This window comes from Streptomyces sp. NPDC005494 (assembly GCF_042872025.1).
Lineage (GTDB): Bacteria > Actinomycetota > Actinomycetes > Streptomycetales > Streptomycetaceae > Streptomyces.
This window is the reverse complement of sequence record NZ_JBIAJR010000001.1, coordinates 49,520-66,702: the sequence shown is the minus strand read 5'-3', so window position 1 is coordinate 66,702 and position 17,183 is coordinate 49,520. Positions and strand designations below refer to the sequence as shown.

General features: G+C 73.7%; 14 protein-coding genes and 1 riboswitch. Of the genes, 5 read left to right on the top strand and 9 right to left on the bottom strand.

Translation table 11 applies throughout. From position 1 onward, the window contains the following. Positions 1 to 23: 23 nt before the first annotated feature. On the bottom strand, positions 24 to 1,130 hold the full coding sequence (locus ACFYQ6_RS00335) for an aminotransferase class V-fold PLP-dependent enzyme (protein ID WP_361580342.1): 1,107 nt from the start codon (positions 1,128 to 1,130) through the stop codon (positions 24 to 26). Between the two features lie 102 nt (positions 1,131 to 1,232). Here ACFYQ6_RS00335 and ACFYQ6_RS00330 point away from each other — a divergent pair, with 102 nt between their 5' ends. Both ACFYQ6_RS00330 and ACFYQ6_RS00325 read left to right on the top strand, forming a co-directional pair. After that, complete coding sequence (locus tag ACFYQ6_RS00330) at positions 1,233 to 2,333, top strand: amidohydrolase family protein (protein WP_361580344.1); 1,101 nt, start codon at positions 1,233 to 1,235, stop codon at positions 2,331 to 2,333. 332 nt (positions 2,334 to 2,665) lie between these two features. Further along, a complete protein-coding gene (locus ACFYQ6_RS00325; RefSeq protein WP_388759440.1) occupies positions 2,666 to 3,805 on the top strand; it encodes an SCO1860 family LAETG-anchored protein in 1,140 nt (379 codons plus the stop codon). A 463-nt stretch (positions 3,806 to 4,268) separates the two neighbouring features. Here the strand turns inward: ACFYQ6_RS00325 and cobC are convergent, their stop codons facing one another. After that, complete coding sequence (gene cobC / locus ACFYQ6_RS00320) at positions 4,269 to 5,789, bottom strand: Rv2231c family pyridoxal phosphate-dependent protein CobC (protein WP_361580348.1); 1,521 nt, start codon at positions 5,787 to 5,789, stop codon at positions 4,269 to 4,271. Positions 5,790 to 5,868: 79 nt separating this feature from the next. On the opposite strand from cobC, the gene ACFYQ6_RS00315 reads away from it, so the two are divergent. Continuing rightward, a complete protein-coding gene (locus ACFYQ6_RS00315; RefSeq protein WP_361580350.1) occupies positions 5,869 to 6,591 on the top strand; it encodes a ZIP family metal transporter in 723 nt (240 codons plus the stop codon). A gap of 14 nt (positions 6,592 to 6,605) precedes the next feature. Here ACFYQ6_RS00315 and ACFYQ6_RS00310 read toward each other — a convergent pair whose 3' ends face one another. From ACFYQ6_RS00310 to ACFYQ6_RS00280, 7 genes are all read right to left on the bottom strand, one after another. Beyond that, positions 6,606 to 7,952: a cobyrinate a,c-diamide synthase gene (locus ACFYQ6_RS00310; RefSeq protein ID WP_361580352.1), complete on the bottom strand. Its 1,347-nt coding sequence runs from the start codon at positions 7,950 to 7,952 to the stop codon at positions 6,606 to 6,608. Next, entirely contained in the window at positions 7,946 to 8,554 is a 609-nt protein-coding gene (gene cobO, locus ACFYQ6_RS00305; RefSeq protein WP_388759436.1) for a cob(I)yrinic acid a,c-diamide adenosyltransferase, read from the bottom strand. Before cobO ends, ACFYQ6_RS00310 begins: the two co-directional genes overlap by 7 nt. After that, complete coding sequence (locus ACFYQ6_RS00300; RefSeq protein WP_388759433.1) at positions 8,554 to 10,590, bottom strand: putative cobaltochelatase; 2,037 nt, start codon at positions 10,588 to 10,590, stop codon at positions 8,554 to 8,556. The genes cobO and ACFYQ6_RS00300 overlap by 1 nt, the downstream gene beginning before the upstream one ends. Then, a complete protein-coding gene (locus tag ACFYQ6_RS00295) occupies positions 10,587 to 12,170 on the bottom strand; it encodes a cobyric acid synthase (RefSeq protein WP_388759430.1) in 1,584 nt (527 codons plus the stop codon). Before ACFYQ6_RS00295 ends, ACFYQ6_RS00300 begins: the two co-directional genes overlap by 4 nt. Then, positions 12,167 to 13,111, bottom strand: a complete 945-nt coding sequence (locus tag ACFYQ6_RS00290) for a cobalamin biosynthesis protein (protein WP_388759427.1) — start codon at positions 13,109 to 13,111, stop codon at positions 12,167 to 12,169. The genes ACFYQ6_RS00295 and ACFYQ6_RS00290 overlap by 4 nt, the downstream gene beginning before the upstream one ends. Positions 13,112 to 13,242: 131 nt before the next feature. Continuing rightward, positions 13,243 to 13,372, bottom strand: a riboswitch (cobalamin riboswitch). Between the two features lie 176 nt (positions 13,373 to 13,548). Continuing rightward, a complete protein-coding gene (locus ACFYQ6_RS00285; protein WP_388759424.1) occupies positions 13,549 to 13,770 on the bottom strand; it encodes a hypothetical protein in 222 nt (73 codons plus the stop codon). A 12-nt stretch (positions 13,771 to 13,782) separates the two neighbouring features. Beyond that, positions 13,783 to 15,033, bottom strand: a complete 1,251-nt coding sequence (locus tag ACFYQ6_RS00280; protein WP_361580364.1) for an inorganic phosphate transporter — start codon at positions 15,031 to 15,033, stop codon at positions 13,783 to 13,785. Between the two features lie 256 nt (positions 15,034 to 15,289). On the opposite strand from ACFYQ6_RS00280, the gene ACFYQ6_RS00275 reads away from it, so the two are divergent. Together ACFYQ6_RS00275 and ACFYQ6_RS00270 are read left to right on the top strand one after the other, a co-directional pair. Beyond that, complete coding sequence (locus ACFYQ6_RS00275; RefSeq protein ID WP_388759421.1) at positions 15,290 to 15,949, top strand: class II aldolase/adducin family protein; 660 nt, start codon at positions 15,290 to 15,292, stop codon at positions 15,947 to 15,949. Between the two features lie 67 nt (positions 15,950 to 16,016). Next, positions 16,017 to 17,156 (top strand): alpha/beta hydrolase, encoded by a 1,140-nt coding sequence (locus tag ACFYQ6_RS00270; protein WP_388759418.1) that lies wholly within the window; start codon positions 16,017 to 16,019, stop codon positions 17,154 to 17,156. The last annotated feature ends 27 nt before the right edge of the window (positions 17,157 to 17,183 follow it).

Genomic DNA, 17,183 nt, shown 5'->3' with positions numbered 1-17,183 from the left:
GCAACGGACCGCCGATAATTAATTCAGCTGTTCCGCCAGGTTTCCGCGACGGCTTCGCGGGCAGCATCGATATCGGTCTCCCGGCCCGCACCGTCCAGTGCGGCCCCCAGGGCGGCCAGCGAGGACAGCACCGCCTCCCGCGTCGCGTCCGCGCCGTAGTGGTTGACCCGGATCATCTCCTTGGACAGGGCCCCACCGCCCGCGATCAGTGGCAGCGAGGAGTCGGCCGCGAGTGCCCGGCCGACGAGCTCCGTGGCGTCGAGGCCCGCGGGCACGCGCAGCGTCGTGGCGACCGGAGCCGCGTCGCGGGCGTCGTGGACGTACGGCTCCAGGCCGCCCCCGAGCGCCGTGGCACCCGCCCGGGTCGCCGCGGCGGCCGAGGCGTGCCGCGCCATGACGGTGTCCAGGCCGTCCGCCTCGATCCGCTCCAGACACGCCTCCAGGGCCAGCATCTCCAGCTGCGCGGGGGCGTGCGGCAGCGCCTTGCGGCCCCCGTCGATCCAGCGCGCCTTCCAGTCCAGCAGTGAGAGATAGGACTGGCGCGGCGCCTGCGGGTTGGCGGCCATCCGCTCCCAGGCCCGCGCGCTCACCGACACCGCGGACACCCCGGCCGGCCCGCCCATGGCCTTCTGCGCTCCGATGACACACAGGTCCACGCCCCAGGCGTCCACCAGCAGCGGCTCCGCGCCCACGGATGCGACCGCGTCCACCATGAACAGCGCGCCGTGCTCCCGCACGACCTCACCGATCTCCGCGACCGGGTTGGTGTTGCCGGTCGCCGCCTCCGCGTGCACGAGCGAGACGAAGTCGATCCCGGGGTGCTCCGCCAGCGCCCGCTCGACCTGCTCGGCGGTGACCGCGGAGTGGAAGGGCACCGGGAGGTCGACGACCTCGGCGCCGCAGTCCCGCAGCCAGTTGCCGAAGGTCTGGCCGTACGGGCCGGTGACGACGTTCAGTGCGGTGGAACCCGGACGGGCGCCGCCCCGGATGCAGCCTTCGAGGGGCAGCAGCGCCTCGCCCTGCATGATGACGACGTCCTGCTCCGTCGCGAGGAGGCCGGCCACCCGCCCTTCGATCGCTGCGAAACGCGCGGCGGTGAGCGGGGCGAGGTCGAGGAACGGGTGTGTCACGGTGGTGCTCTCTTCGGGTCGGCAGGTGCGCGTCAGCGCCTGGGTCGAGGGTACCCAGCACCTCCAGGAGCCCCGGCGGGCCCGCCTCGTACAGTGCTGTCCATGAGCGATCACGAGGTGGCGCCGGTGCTGCGCATCAAAGGGCGGGTGCTCGTCGGGCCCGACGAGGTGAGGGACGAACTCTGGGCCGTGGACGGGCGGATCACCTACGAGAGGCCGCCGGGCGCGGACGGCGCGACGACGCTCACCGGCTGGGCACTGCCCGGCCTCGTCGATGCCCACTGCCATGTCGGCCTCGGCCACGAGGGGCCCGTCGACGCGGCGACCAGCGAGAAGCAGGCCCTCACCGACCGGGAGGCCGGCACGCTCCTCATCCGGGACGCGGGGTCGCCCTCCGACACGCGGTGGACGGACGAGCGCGACGACCTGCCGAAGATCATCAGGGCGGGCCGTCACATCGCCAGGACCCGCCGCTACATCCGCGGCTACGCCCATGAGATCGAACCGGGCGACCTGGTCGCCTACGTCGCCCAGGAGGCGAAGCGCGGCGACGGCTGGGTGAAGCTGGTCGGCGACTGGATCGACCGGGACGCAGGGGACCTGACCGCCTGCTGGCCCCGGGGCGAGGTCGAGGCCGCCATCGCGGAGGCGCACCGGCTCGGCGCCCGCGTCACCGCGCACTGCTTCGCCGAGGCGGCCCTGCGCGACCTGGTGGAGGCCGGAATCGACTGCATCGAGCACGCCACCGGGCTCACCGAGGACACCATCCCCCTCTTCGCGGAGCGCGGCGTCGCTATCGTCCCGACCCTGGTCAACATCGCCACGTTCCCGGGCCTCGCGGACGCGGGCGAGGGCCGATATCCCCGTTGGTCCGCCCACATGCGACGTCTGCACGCCGGCCGGTACGACACCGTGCGGGCGGCGTACGACGCGGGCATCCCGGTCTTCGCCGGTACGGACGCGGGCGGCTCGCTGGCCCACGGTCTCGTCGCCTCGGAGGTCGCCGAACTGGTGAAGGCCGGCATCCCGCCCCTCGACGCCCTCTCGGCGACGACTTGGGGCGCGCGGAGCTGGCTGGGCCGCCCGGGACTGGAGGAGGGCGCCCCGGCGGACCTGGTGCTGTACGACGAGGACCCGAGGGCGGATGTGCGGGTGCTGGGGTCCCCGCGCAGGGTGGTGCTCAACGGGAGGGTGACCGGCTGACCCCGGTTGACCCGCCCGCAGGTGTCGTGTTGACCGGCGGTGACCTCGGGCCCTGCCTCTCGTTGAAACACCTCTGCCCACCGTGAGGCGAGGCGCGAGATCCGTGCCGAACGGCCGGTGAGGCAGGTGATTCCGGGTGATTCAGAGGAACTCCTGTGCCGGGAGATTCGAATGTGCACACGGAAACCCCTCTTTGGAGTGAACTGGCGGAAGGTAGCGGCCAGTTCACTCTCCGTGCGTAAAGATTCACGGAGTCGAGGCCACCGGCGTCCGCGATGTCCCCCATTGGACGGCGCCGGCGGCTCCATGTCTCTTGTGGGGGTTCCACCATCTTGAACAGCAACACCTTCCGTCTGGCTGCCCTGGCGGTCGCCGCCGCTCCCGTCGCTCTGCTGGTCGCCGTCCCCGCGCACGCAGCTCCCGCGACGAACCCGGCCACGCCGGGCGGCGGCCACGGAAAGGCGGGGGCCGTCGTGCTCCGCGCCGGGCTCGACGTCTCGCTCGTGAACAAGTCCGTCCAGGTCCCGCTCGAGGCCACGCTCAACGAGGTGCACGCCCCGGCCAGTGCGAGGAAGACCGCCCTCAGTGTCGAGCTCGACGGCGCCGAGCGGGGGCGGCCGATCCGCATCCTGAAGGCCGACGTGGCGACGGCGAACGCCACCGTGGACGCGCGCAAGGCCGAGGCCTACGCCAATCTCGCCAAGGCCCGGGTCCATGTGCCGGGGCTGCCGCTGCTCTCCCTGATCGAGGTCCAGAAGGTCACCTCCAAGGCGCTGTGCGAGGTGGGCCGCAAGCCGGTCGCCGAGTCGAACGTCCTGGGCCATGTGTCCGTGCTCGGCAAGAGGGTCCGGCTCACGTCCGCCGGTACGACGAGGATCGAGGTGCCGGGCGTCGGTGAGGTCACGCTCGACCTGTCCAGGACCGAGACCACCACGCGCACGGCAGCCGCGACGGCGCTGCGGCTGGCGGTCTCCGTGAACCCGCTGCAGCTCAACGTCGCCGAGGTGGAGGGCGAGGTGACGCTGGCCGAGGCGACCTGCCGGACGCCGAAGGGCGGCGGCTCGGGTGACGGCGGCTCGGAGAACGGAGGGTCGGAGAACGGCGGGTCGAGCGGGGGCGGTTCGGACGACGGCGGTTCGGAGAACGGGGGCTCCACCGGCAACGGCGGGTCGGAGAACGGCGGTTCCTCCGGCAACGGCGGTACGACGGGCGGTGACAGCGGGTCGGGCGAGAGCGGGTCGGGCGGTGGCGGTTCCGACGACACGGAGGGCTCCGGCGGAACCGGCGGCGCGGACGAGGTCGTCGACGTGAAGCCGCAGACCGGATCCGACCCGGTTCAGGCGTCCGGCTCGGGCGATCTCGCCGAGACCGGCTCCAGCTCGTCGACGCCGTACATCGCGGGCGGGGCAGCGGTCCTGCTGGCCGCCGGTGCGGGGGCCACGGTTCTCGCCCGCAGGCGCGCCCGGGGCTGAGGCCCGTCCTTCCTGGAGAGGGGCGTCCACACCGCAGAGCTCTGCTCGCCAGATGGGGTGGTGGTCGTGTTGCGGAGCACTGCTCTCGGGGGCGGGCGGTGCGGTGCTGCCGCACCGGAGCACTGCTCTCGGGGGAGGGCGGTGCTGCCGCACCGGAGGACTGTTCTCGGGGGAGAGCGGTGCTGCCGCACCGGAGGACTGTTCTCGGGGGCGGGCGGTGCTGCCGCACCGGAGCACCGCCCGGGGTGAGGGCCCGCATCATCGCCGGGCTCCTCCTCCTCCTCGACAAGCGCCCCCACGCGACCACTCCCGGACCCCCCTGCCCCCGCCCGGGTTCCCAGGACACCGGGTCGAAGCAGGGGGGCACCGGCGGGCCGTGAGGCTGAGAGCCGTTCGCCGTCCGGTTCGCCGCCCGCACCGAGGTGCCGGTGACCTGAGCCGGATTCGCCGGCACCGTCCGTTCTCAGCCGGCGGTTCTCCTGGGCAGCCCCTGCAGCGCCAGATCGAGTGCCTGCAGGAACCTGTTCGTCGTCACACGGTCGCGTACGGCGAGGCGCAGCCATTCGCTGCCCAGCCCCGGGAAGGTGTCCCCGCGCCGCGCGGCGAACCCCCGCGTCCGCAGCAGTTCCCGCACCTCGTCCGCCCGCTCCAACCGCAGCAGCACGAACGGACCCGCGGCAGGTTCCACCACCCGCACCTCACTGAACTCCGCGAGCCCGGCCAGCAGATGGGCCCGGTCGACAGCGATCCGGTCCGCCGCGTCCGCCGCCTCGACCAGTGCACGCGGCTCCATGCAGGCCTCGGCCGCCGCCAGCGCGGGGGAGGACACCGGCCACAGCGGCTGCGCCTCCTGGAGCAGCGCGATCGTCGCGGAGTCGGCCAGGACGTAACCGATCCGCAGACCCGCCAGCCCCCAGGTCTTGGTCAGGCTGCGCAGCACGACGAGTCCGGGGACGTCCTGGCGTGAGCAGAGCGCCTCCCGCTCGCCCGGGACGGCGTCCATGAACGCCTCGTCGACCACCAGGGTCCGGCCCGGCCGCGCCAGTTGCTCCAGTACGCCCGCGGGGTGCAGGACGGAGGTCGGATTGGTCGGGTTGCCGACCACCACCAGGTCCGCGTCCTCGGGCACCGTCGCCGGGTCCAGCCGGAAGCCGTCCTCGGGACGCAGCAGCACCCGCCCGACCTCATGGCCCGCCGCGCGCAGGGCCGCCTCCGGTTCCGTGAACTGGGGGTGCACGACCACCGGCCGCCGGGCCGGCAGGGCCCGCGCGATCAGCACGAACGCCTCCGCCGCGCCCGCCGTGAGCAGGACCCTCTCCTCGGGCAGCCCGTGCCGCCCGGCGACCGCCGCGCGGGCCGTTCCTCCGTCCGGGTAGGCGGCCAGGGAACCCAGCGAAGCGCCGATCCGCTCCCGCAGCCAGTCGGGGGGTGTGCCGGTCCGTACGTTCACGGCGAGGTCGATCAGATCCAGACCGCGTATCTCCGCGTCGCCGTGGTGCCGCAGATCGGGACCGACGCCATCAGTGTGCTTCGTGTGCTTCGTGGGGGGCAGCATGGCAGCCATGGTGGACGGCCGGGAGCCATTCGTCGATGCCGAGTTCTCGGCCGGTGGACTCCGGCGGGCCACCGCGCAGGTCACCGAGGCCGACTTCCGCTTGGGGACGAGCAGTTCACCGGCCTCCGCGAGTGCCGCCGCCTCCGCGACCGAGCCGGTGGCGACAGCGGCGTACGGCGCCGCCGACGGATTCGGTACGCGTACCTCCGCCAGCCTTCCGGCGGCGTACGCACGCACCGGCACCCCCAGCCGTGCCGCGGCCCCGGTGATCCCCGGCTCGTCCGCCCTGCTGTCGAGCGTCGCCAGTTCCACCACGTCACCGGCCGCGAGCCCGGCCGCCTCCAGCGTCCCGTGGATCAGCCGGAGCACCTCTTCGGCCGGGGTGCCCCGGCGGGCACCCACACCGACGACGAGGGCGGCACGGGTCATGGGAAGAGGTCCTTTCGAGGGGCACGGGTGAAAAGGGCCTGAGGTGCGGGGAGCGGGGTCGATCCGCTAGCAAGGGCCCATGGCGGTATTCGTCGCGCTCGGCGCGTTCCTGATGACCCTGGCGGGCGGCTGGGTCGCGCAGCGCGTCAGCGACCGCCGGCACCTCGTGCTCGGCCTCGCCGGCGGACTGATGCTGGGGGTCGTCGGCCTCGATCTGCTGCCCGAGGCGGTGGAGGCCGCGGACGGAGTCGTCTTCGGCGTGCCCGCCGCCCTGCTGCTCTTCGTAGGAGGCTTCCTGACGGCCCATCTCGTCGAGCGCTCGCTCGCCGTACGGCAGGCGGCACACGGGGCGAGCGACGAACGCGTGCCGCAGGTCGGGCTGACAGCGGCGGCGGCGATGGTGGGCCACAGCCTGATGGACGGCATCGCGCTCGGCGCCGCCTTCCAGATCGGCGGAGGCATGGGCGCCGCCGTCGCGCTCGCCGTCATCACCCACGACTTCGCCGACGGATTCAACACGTACACCATCACCAGCCTCTACGGGAACGCCCGTCGCAAGGCGCTCCTGATGCTGTACGCGGACGCCGTGGCCCCGATCGTGGGCGCGGCGACGACCCTGCTGTTCACCCTTCCGGAGGAACTGCTCGGCTGTTATCTCGGCTTCTTCGGCGGGGCGCTCCTCTACCTCGCCGCCGCCGAGATCCTGCCCGAGGCGCACCACCGTCACCCGGCCCGCTCCACGATGCTCTGCACTGTCGCGGGGGTGGGCTTCATCTGGCTGGTGGTCGGCATCGCGGAGTGACAGCGCACCCGGCCTCACCCCCGGCACTGCTCCACGAAGCGCCGGGCCACCTCGGGAGACGCCGCCCAGTGCGTGTGCAGATAGCTCGCGTGCACACCCCGCTGGACGAAGCCCTCCACCCGCCGCTCCGGCTGGTGCAGGCCCCAGGCGGGCGTCGGGCCGGCGCCCGGTTCCAGCACCGTGCGGTGGAACTCGTGCCCGCGCAGCCGCGTCCCCGCCACCGCCAGCACGCTGTCGGTCACCGCCACCGCCTGCCGGTACCCCAGCGTCAGCCGCTCGGACATCCGGGCCGAGGCGTCCAGCACCCCGCACATCGGCCGCCCGTCCAGCTCGCGGGCCAGATACAGCAGCCCCGCACACTCCGCCGCCACCGGAGCACCGGACAGGGCCAGTTCGGTCACCGCCCGGCGCAGCGGCTCGTTCGCCGACAGCTCGGGCGCGTACATCTCGGGGAAGCCGCCGCCGATGACCAGCCCCGCCGTGCCCGGGGGGAGCTTCTCGTCGTGCAGCGGATCGAAGACGGCCACCTCCGCGCCGGCCGCCGTCAGCAGCTCGGCGTGTTCCGCGTACGCGAAGGTGAACGCCGCGCCGCCCGCCACGGCCACCACCGGCCGGGACCCGCCGTCGGGCCGGCACTCCGGTTCCCACGCCTCGCCGGGCAGGGCGGGTGCCGTACGGGCCAGCGCGAGCAGGGCGTCCAGATCGCAGCCCTCCCGCACCCGCTCGCCCATCGCCCTTACGGCGTCGAGCGCCTCGGCCTGCCGCTCGGCCACCGGGACCAGCCCCAGATGGCGCGAGGGCGTCGCCACCTGCGGTGCGCGCCGCAGCACCCCGAGCACGGGCAGCCCCGACTCGTCCAGCGCCTCCCGCAGCAGGGCCTCGTGACGGTCGGACGCCACCTTGTTCAGGATCACCCCGCCGATCCGCACCTCCGGGTCCCAGGAGGCGAAGCCGTGCACGAGGGCCGCGACGGAACGCGACTGCGAGGACGCGTCGACCACCAGCACGACCGGCGCCCTGAGCAGTTTGGAGACCTGGGCGGTCGAGGCGAGCTCGCCCTGCCCCGATGCCCCGTCGTACAGCCCCATCACGCCTTCGACGACCGCCAGATCGCAGCCGTCCGAGCCGTGCGCGAACAGCGGAGCGATCAGATCGGGCCCGCACATGTACGCGTCGAGGTTGCGCCCCGGCCTGCCGGTGGCCAGCGCGTGGTAGCCCGGGTCGATGTAGTCGGGTCCCACCTTGTGCGGGGACACCGCGAGACCGCGTCCCGCGAAGGCCGCCATCAGGCCCGTGGCGACGGTGGTCTTGCCGCTGCCCGACGACGGCGCCGCGACGACCAGACGGGGAACACTCACCACTCGATGCCTCTCTGGCCCTTCTGCCCGGCGTCCATCGGGTGCTTGACCTTCGACATGTCGGTCACCAGGTCGGCGACCTCGATCAGCTTCTGCGGGGCGTTGCGCCCCGTGATCACGACGTGCTGGGTCCCCGGCCGGTCCCGCATGACCTCGACGACCTCGTCGGTGTCGATCCAGCCCCAGTGCATCGGATAGGCGAACTCGTCGAGCACGTACAGCTTGTACGTCTCGGCGGCCAGGTCACGCTTGACCTGCTCCCAGCCCTCCCGGGCCTTCTCCTCGTTGTCGGCGTTGTCACCGTGAAGGCCCCGCTGGACCCACGACCACCCCTCGCCCATCTTGTGCCAGGCGACGCTGCCGCCCTCGCCGCTCGCCCCCAGCACCTTCAGGGCGTTCTCCTCGCCGACCTTCCACTTCGCCGACTTCACGAACTGGAACACCCCGATCGGCCATCCCTGGTTCCAGGCCCGCAGCGCCAGCCCGAAGGCGGCCGTCGACTTGCCCTTGCCGATGCCCGTGTGCACGAACAGCAGCGGGCGGTTGCGCCGCTGTCGCGTCGTCAGTCCGTCGTCCGGTACCGATACCGGCTGTCCCTGTGGCATCAAGCGGCCCTCCCGGCAGCAGTGAAGTCCTTGACCAGTCCGGCGATCGAGTCGGCGCGCAGCTCGTCGAGCGTGACCGCGCTGCCTCCCAGATCCCGGGCGAGCTGTGCGGCGAGACCGAGGCGTACGACCCCCGACTCGCAGTCCACGACGACCGACGCGGTGCCCTCGGAGGCGTGCAGCCGCCCGGCCCGCGCCGCCAGCGCCACCGGGTCGACGCCGCCCGTGGCCCGGCCGTCGGTGACCACCACGAGCAGCGCCCGGCGCGAGGGGTCGCGCAGCCGTTCCACCCGCAGTACGTCGTGCGCCTTCAGCAGACCGGCCGCCAGCGGGGTCCGCCCGCCGGTCGGCAGCGACTCCAGCCGGGCCGCCGCCGCGTCGACCGAGGAGGTCGGCGGCAGCGCCACCTCCGCGTCCCTGCCCCGGAAGGTGACCAGACCGACCTTGTCCCTGCGCTGGTAGGCGTCCAGCAGCAGCGACATCACGGCGCCCTTCACCGCGCTCATCCGCTGCCGGGCCGCCATCGACCCGGAAGCGTCCACGACGAACAGCACGAGGTTGCCCTCGCGCCCCTCCCTCGTCGCCTGACGCAGATCGTCCCGCCGTACGACGAGCCCACGGCCCGAGCGCCCCCGGGCCCGCTGATGCGGCGCCGCCGCCTGCACGGTCGCCGTCAGGTGCAGCTTCGTCAGCGCGCCCTCGGGCCGCCGCGACCCCGTGGTCCGGCCGTGCTCCGTACGCGCCCGGGACCGCCGCCCGGCCGCCCCCTCGCCCAGACCCGGCACGCTGAGCACCTTGGTACGGAACGGCTCGCCGGAGCGCACCGCCTGCCGCTCGCCCGCTCCGGCACCCGGCGACGGCGCGGGCGCGTCACCGCTCCCCGCCCCCGTCCGCTCCGGAGCGCCCGGACCGCGGTCCTGCGGGCCGCCGCCCTCGGGGCCGCCTCCCTGGGGAGGCACGTCTCCGCCCCCCTGCGGAGGCGCTCCGTCGCCGGGGCCCCCGGGCCCCGGGTCGTCGTCGCCCTCGCCCTCCGCGTCCTTCAGCGCGTCGTCCAGCTTGTCCTCGTCGAGCCCGGGAGCGTCGAACGGATTGCGGCGGCGCCGGTGGGGGAGTGCGAGCAGCGCGGCCTGCCGCACATCGTCGGCGACGACCTCGTCGCGCCCCGCCCACGCGGCCAGGGCGGTCGCGGTACGCGCCATGACGATGTCGGCGCGCATCCCGTCCACCTCGAACGCCGCGCACGTGGCGGCGATCTGCCGCAACACGCCGTCGCCGAGCACCACCCGGGGCAGCAGGGCGCGCGCGGCGGCGATCCGCTCACGCAACGCGGCCTCCTCGTCCGCCCACCGTGCGGCGAACGCCGCCGGGTCGTCGTCGTACGCCAGCCGCCGGCGCACGACCTCGACGCGCTGGTCCGTGTCGCGCGAGGCGGCGACCTCGACGGTCAGCCCGAAGCGGTCCAGCAACTGCGGCCGGAGCTCGCCCTCCTCGGGGTTCATCGTCCCGACCAGCAGGAAGCGCGAAGCGTGCCGTACGGAGACCCCTTCGCGCTCGACGTACGAGGCGCCCATGGCCGCTGCGTCGAGCAGCAGGTCCACCAGGTGGTCGTGGAGCAGATTGACCTCGTCCACGTACAGGATCCCGCGGTGCGCGTCGGCGAGGAGCCCCGGCTCGAAGGCCTTGACGCCCTCCGACAGCGCCCGTTCGATGTCCAGCGCGCCGACGAGCCGGTCCTCCGACGCGCCGACGGGCAGCTCCACGGTCCTCGCCGGACGCGACACGCCCGGCGCAGCCTCGTGCGGCCCGTCGGGACACGCCGGGTCGGGCGCGGCGGGGTCGCACGAGAACCGGCAGCCCGCCACCACCGCGACCTCCGGCATGAGCGCGGCCAGCGCCCGCACGGCGGTGGACTTGGCGGTGCCCTTCTCACCCCGCACGAGCACCCCGCCGACAGCCGGGCTGACGGCGTTGAGCAGGAGCCCGAGCCGCAGATCGTCCTGGCCCACCAGGGCGGTGAAGGGATACGGGGTACTCACAAGGCCTCCTCTGTCGCAACGACACCTGCATGTTCGGACCCGCCCGGTGCCCGGCCGGCGCGTGGCTCCGGCACGGGTGGCGCGCCCGGAGCGAGGAACGGCAGTCCCGCGGGCGCGCCCCGCTCGATGAGCCGCCACAGCGCGTCCGTGTCCGCGTGCTCCTCGATCAGGTCCCCCAGCCGGTCCAGCTGTTCCTCCCGCAACGCCGCGAAGCTCGTGTCCGGCGCCGCGGTGAACCGCCGGCCCGAGGCCCGCGCGACCTCGGCCAGGAACGCCCGCCGGAACCCGTCGCTCTCCAGGGACCCGTGCCAGTGCGTCCCCCACACCGAGCCCACCCGGCACCCGTCCAGGAACGGCTCACCGCCGAGCACTTCGGCGACCCCGTGATGAATCTCGTAGCCCTCCACCGGCTCCCCGAGCGCCGAACCGGCAGGCCGCTCCAGGACCTTCTCCCGGCCGAAGCGGACGCGTACGGGCAGCAGTCCCAGCCCCTCGACCAGTCCGGCCCGCGACTCCACGTCGTCCTCGATCCGGTCGCCGAGCACCTGGAACCCGCCGCAGATGCCCAGCACCGGCCGTCCCTCGGCCGCCCGCCGCACCAGGGCGTCCGCGAGGCCCCGCTCCCGCAGCCAGGCCAGCGCCTTCACGGTGCCCCGTGTCCCGGGCACGATCACGAGGTCGGCGTCCGCCAGCTCCTCCGCCCGGTCCACGAACCGCACCACCACACCGGGCTCGGCGGCCAGCGCGTCCACATCGGTGAAGTTCGACATCAGCGGCACGGCGCACACCGCGACCCGCAGCACGTCCTCGCCGTGCGGGGGAGCCACGACAGACTCGCGCACGGTGCCGCGCATCGAGACGCGCAGCCCGTCCTCCTCGTCGATGCCCAGCCCGTGGGCGTACGGGAGCACCCCGTACGTCCGCCGCCCCGTGAGCCCGAGCAGCATGTCGAGACCCGGCTCCAGCAGCGAGACGTCCCCGCGGAACTTGTTGACGAGGTACCCGGCGATCAGCGACTGGTCCTCGGGGCTCAGCAGCGCCGTCGTGCCGAAGAACGAGGCGAACACGCCACCCCGGTCGATGTCGCCGACCACCAGCACGGGAAAGCGCGCGGCCCGCGCGATGCCCATGTTCACGATGTCCGTACGCCGCAGATTGATCTCGGCGGGACTGCCCGCCCCCTCGCAGATCACGGCGTCATACGTGCCCCGCAGCTGCTCCAGGCAGTCCACGACCGTCCCGAGCAGCGCCTCCTGGCGTCCGCCGTGGTAGCCGCGCGCACTCATCTCACCGACCGGCTTCCCCATCAGGACGACCTGACTGGAGCGGTCACCGCCGGGCTTGAGCAGCACCGGGTTCATCAGCGCCGACGGCTCCACCCGGGCCGCCTGCGCCTGCATGGCCTGGGCCCGGCCGATCTCCGCGCCCTCGCGGGTGACGAACGAGTTCAGCGACATGTTCTGCGCCTTGAACGGCGCGACCTTCACCCCCTGGCGCACCAGCCAACGGCAGATCCCGGCCGTGACGACACTCTTGCCCGCGTCCGAAGTGGTGCCGGCCACCAGCAGCCCGCCGCTCATCTGCCCCTCCGCCCCATGGCCAGCCGCCCCGCCGCGCACACGGCGAGGGCCAGCACACTCACCCGGCGCGAGAGCCGCACCGCGCGTTCGATGTCCGTGACCCGCACCTCGCGGCCGGCCTCCCCGTTGAGCACGGGCCGGTGCTCGACCCGCCCGCCGTACGACAGGGTCCCGCCGAGCCGCACGCCCAGCGCTCCCGCGAAGGCGGCCTCCACCGGGCCCGCGTTGGGGCTCGGGTGCCGGTCCGCGTCGGCCCGCCAGGCCCGGACGGCCTCGCGCGGGCGCCCCCCGGAGGCCACGGCGAGCGCCGCGGTCAGCCGGGCGCCGGGCCAGCCGGCGAGGTCGTCGAGCCGCGCCGAGGCCCAGCCGTAGCGCCGGTGGCGAGGCGACTTGTGCCCCACCATGGCGTCCAGGGTGTTGACGGCGCGGAAGGCGACCAGCCCGGGTACACCGCCGAGCGCCCCCCACACCAGCGCGCCCACGACGGCGTCCGAGGTGTTCTCGGCGACGGACTCCACCACCGCGCGGGCCATCTGCTGCGCGTCCAGGGCCTGCGGGTCGCGTCCGCACAGGTGCGGCAGCCGCTCCCGGGCCGCCTCGACGTCCCCTGCGGCAAGCGCCCCGCCGACGGCGCGGGCCTCGCGGCCCAGCGACGTGCCACCGACGACGGACCAGGTGGCGGCGGCGGTCAGCACCACGGCTGCGGCAGGGCGGTTCCGTACGGCGCGGGCGGCCAGTGCCGCGGCACCGGTGGCGCCTCCGGCGCACACGAGGGTGTGCAGCGCGCCCCAGCCGCGGTGGTCGCGCCACAGCCGGCTTTCGACGCCCGCCGCGGCACGCCCGAAGGCGGCGACGGGGTGGCCCCGCCGCGGATCACCGAGCAGCAGGTCGCCGATCAGTCCGGCGGCGGCGCCGTACACGAAGATGCGGTCGGCTCGCACGACTCAGCCGGCCGTCGCGCCTCGAAGGGGCTCCGGGGCGGGTGGCGGTGCGGTGACCGACGCAGGGCAGCCAGACATGGCGTATGTCCTCACTCAGGGTCCGCGCCCTGGTTCGACGTGACCGGCGACGAGAGTCTCCTGGCTCCCGGATCCGCAGTTCCTCCGGCCTTCCAGTCCGCGTCGGCGGACCGTGACTTCCGTATGGAGGCTGCTCCCCGGTGACAGTGGCGGGACCGCGCCGGATTCGCACCGGCTTCCTCTCCTGTCGCCGTAAGGCCGGCTGACACATGCCGGTCGGCCTCAATGGCTCCGGCAGTCCACCACGCCCCACGAAGGCCCGTCAACCTGCCGTTGACCTGCGGGGCTTCAGTGTGCTGAGACGCACACCGGGCCGGACACACACGGGGTGTGTCCGGCCCGGCAGGGTGCGCCCAGAGTCAGGCGACGATCAGGTAGATGCCGTACGCGACCGCCGCCACGCACAGCGCGAAGCAGGCGTACGCGCCGGTGCGCGCCAGGACACCGGCCCCGCCGGCCTGCGTCGTGGACGCCTGCTTCGCGAGTCCCGTGATGCCGAGGGTGAAGAGGCCGACCAGTGCGACGGTGACCACGAGGCTGACGCCGAAGACGGAGGCGAGAGCTGCCCAGTCGATGTTCATGTGGATCTGTCCTTACACCGTGGCCGGCCGGTCGGCCGGGGTCTCGGCCGTCGGGGCGTGGATGGTCGTCTTGAGGTCCGGGACGCTCACGCCGGCGGGCGGCGGGCTGACGGCCGCGATGGCGGTCGTGACGACGCCCGCGGGCTCACCCTCGGTCGCGTTGACGTTGGTGTGGTCGACCGGCTTGCGGCGCGACAGCAGCCAGATGGCGCCGGAGCCCGCGACGAGCAGCACGGCGACCACCGCGACGCCCCAGGAGCCCTGCTTGGTCAGGAACTCCGCGCCCGCTCCGACCAGGCCGGCGGCCGGGAGCGTCAGACCCCAGGCGACGAACATCCGGGTGGCGGTGGACCAGCGGACCACGCCCCCCTTGCGTCCGAGGCCCGCGCCCATGACGGCACCGGAGCAGGACTGGGTGGTCGAGAGGGAGAAGCCGAGGTGCGAGGAGGCCAGGATGACCGTGGCCGCGCTGGTCTGGGCCGCGAAGCCCTGCGGCGGACGCAGGTCGGTGAGGCCGCTGCCCATGGTGCGGATGATGCGCCATCCGCCGAGGTAGGTGCCCAGCGCGATGGCGATACCGGCGGAGGCGATGACCCAGACCGGCGGGTTCGAACCGGGGGCGAGGACGCCGCCGGTGACCAGGGCCAGGGTGATGATGCCCATCGTCTTCTGCGCGTCGTTGGTGCCGTGGGCGAGCGAGACGAGACCGGCCGAGGCGATCTGGCCGGCGCGGTACCCCTTGGCCGTCGACTTGAGCTGCGCCTCGTCGGTCATCTTCCGGTTGAGGCGGTACGTCAGCCTCGTGGCCAGCAGCGCGGCGAGACCGGCCACCAGGGGCGCGGCGATCGCGGGCAGCAGGATCTTCGTGACGACCGTGCCGCCGTCGATCGAGGACCAGCCGGCGGACATGACCGCGGCGCCGATGAGGCCGCCGAAGAGTGCGTGGGAGGAGCTGGAGGGCAGGCCGACCAGCCAGGTCAGCAGGTTCCACAGGATCGCGCCGACGAGTGCGGCGAAGATGACCTCGGTTCTGAGGCCCTTCTCGTCGACGATTCCGCCGGAGATCGTCTTGGCCACCTCCACCGAGAGGAAGGCGCCGACGAGGTTGAGAACGGCGGACATGGCCACCGCGGTCTTCGGCTTGAGGGCGCCGGTCGAGATGGTGGTCGCCATCGCGTTGGCGGTGTCGTGGAAACCGTTCGTGAAATCGAACACGAGAGCTGTCACGACCACAATCGCGAGCAGCAGCGTGATGTGTTCCATTTACCCAGGCAATCGTTCGACGTCATTGGCTCGTGGAACGTAAGCAACCTGGATGAACGGAAGGTGAACTGGGCGGGGCTGCACGGTGACCCCAACCGCGTATGCGGGTTCCGCTTGTGTGCTTCCTGAGCGGCGGGGCGGCCCGGCACCGTTGCGGCGCCCGGCCCGTGGGGGTGCCCGCGACGCCATGGCCTGCGAGGTCCTGCCCTCCCGGGAGACCTCGGTCACCTGATCGTCCGCGTCCTAGGATCTCCGCATGAGCGACGGACATCAGGACGCGATCGCACGGGTGTGGGAAGGGGTCGTCGCGACGGCCCGCCGGACGCGGGAGGAGGGCCTGGTCGTCGGCACCTCGGGCAATGTGTCCGCCAGGGCCGGTGACCTCGTCCTGGTGACCCCCAGCGGGGTGCCCTACGACAAGCTCGGCCCCGGCGACGCGGTCGGCGTCGACCTGGAAGGCCGCCGCGTCCTGGGCGACCTCGTCCCCACCAGCGAACTCCCGCTCCACCTGGCCGTCTACCGGGGCACCCGGGCCCGCGCCGTCGTCCACACCCACGCCGTCCACGCCACGGCCGTCTCCACCCTCGTCCCCGAGGTCCCGCTCGTCCACTACGCCGCCGCCCTGCTCGGCGGCCCCGTCCGCACCGCCCCCTACGCGCGCTACGGCACGCAGGAGCTCGCCGACAACATGCTCGCCGCCCTGCGCGACCGCACCGGATGCCTTCTGCGGAACCACGGCACCGTCACCTACGGGGACACCCTCGACGAGGCCTACGACCGCACCGCCCAGCTCGAATGGATGTGCAGGGTCTGGCTCACCGCGAGCTCCGTGCCCGGCCACAGCCCGTCCCTCCTCACCCCGGACCAGCTGGGCGAGGTGCAGGAGGCGCTGGAGGGATACGGCCAGCCCGGCTGAGCCCGCCGCCGTACCGAACGGCCGCCGCCCACTGGCCGTCGGCGCCCCCGCCCGTGACACTGGAGCCGTGCGCCCGGCAACAGCGGCGGCAGTGGCCGCCACATCGATCCTCGGCGTCGGCGCGGCTACGGTCGCCGCCGGCCGCTACGCCAGCGACGCCGCCCTCGGGGCGCACTCGCCACGCCCCTTCCCGGCCGACCGCCGCCTCACCGTGCACGCCACCGCTGCCGGGCAGATCACCCTGACCCGCTCCTTCTCCGCGCTGCGCCCCGGCACGTACGGACTCGTGGGCCGCGGCGTCCACGCGGTCGTCGGCCCGGTGGTCGAACAGCTGCCCGGTGCCGCCACGGCCTCCGCCGACACGGTCGTGCGCCGGCTGGAGCGCGTGACCCTCGGCAGCCTGAAACGGGGCTCCAAGGTCCGCCTCACCCCCGAGGTGCACCGCGGCGACCCGCTGGCCGCCCTCGGCCTCGCCCACAAGGAGGTCGAGATCCCGGGGGAGCTCGGCGCGCTGCCCGCCTGGTTCGTGCCCGGTGCCCGCGACACGTGGGTGATCACCGTGCACGGCCTCGGCACCACCAGGGAGCACCCGCTGAACGTGCTCGGCTTCCTGAACCGCCAGCAGCTCCCCGTGCTCGACCTGGCCTACCGCGGTGACCCGGGCGCCCCGCGCTCCCCGGACGGCCTCACCCACCTCGGCGAGTCCGAATGGCGCGACCTCGACGCCGCGATCCGCTACGCCGTGCGGTACGGCGCCGAGAACGTCATCATCCACGGCTGGTCCTCCGGCGCGTCGATGGCCCTGCACGCGGCCGTCAACTCCGCGCTCCGCGACCGCATCCGGGGTCTCGTCCTCGACTCCCCGGTCCTGGACTGGCGGACCACCCTGCGCGCCCTCGCCTCGGCCAGGGGAGTCCCCTCCGCCCTGCTGCCCCTCGCGGTCCGCGCGGCCCAGGGCCAGACCGGCCTGCACGGGGCCCGGCTCCTGGACACCGCGGTGCCGACGGCCCTGCACGCCCCCACCCTTGTCGTCCACGGCCCCGACGACACCCTGGCCCCCTGGGGGCCGTCCCGGGAACTCGCCGCTCGCCGGCCCGACCTGGTGACCCTGCACTCCGTGCCCCAGGCTCCGCATGCGGCGATGTGGAATGCCGATCCGGCCGGCTACGAAGAGGCCCTCCGGCGCTTCCTCACGCCCCTGATGTGAGCTGATGGTCCGGAACCGCCCGGTTGG

Excerpts from the sequence above, each read along its gene's own strand:
- ACFYQ6_RS00295 (WP_388759430.1), bottom strand. The coding sequence starts at position 12,170 with ATGAGCGGCGGGCTGCTGGTGGCCGGCACCACTTCGGACGCGGGCAAG.
- ACFYQ6_RS00285 (WP_388759424.1), bottom strand. The coding sequence starts at position 13,770 with ATGAACATCGACTGGGCAGCTCTCGCCTCCGTCTTCGGCGTCAGCCTC.
- ACFYQ6_RS00280 (WP_361580364.1), bottom strand. The coding sequence starts at position 15,033 with ATGGAACACATCACGCTGCTGCTCGCGATTGTGGTCGTGACAGCTCTC.
- ACFYQ6_RS00315 (WP_361580350.1), top strand. The coding sequence starts at position 5,869 with ATGGCGGTATTCGTCGCGCTCGGCGCGTTCCTGATGACCCTGGCGGGC.
- cobO (WP_388759436.1), bottom strand. The coding sequence starts at position 8,554 with ATGCCACAGGGACAGCCGGTATCGGTACCGGACGACGGACTGACGACG.
- ACFYQ6_RS00275 (WP_388759421.1), top strand. The coding sequence starts at position 15,290 with ATGAGCGACGGACATCAGGACGCGATCGCACGGGTGTGGGAAGGGGTC.
- cobC (WP_361580348.1), bottom strand. The coding sequence starts at position 5,789 with ATGACCCGTGCCGCCCTCGTCGTCGGTGTGGGTGCCCGCCGGGGCACC.
- ACFYQ6_RS00330 (WP_361580344.1), top strand. The coding sequence starts at position 1,233 with ATGAGCGATCACGAGGTGGCGCCGGTGCTGCGCATCAAAGGGCGGGTG.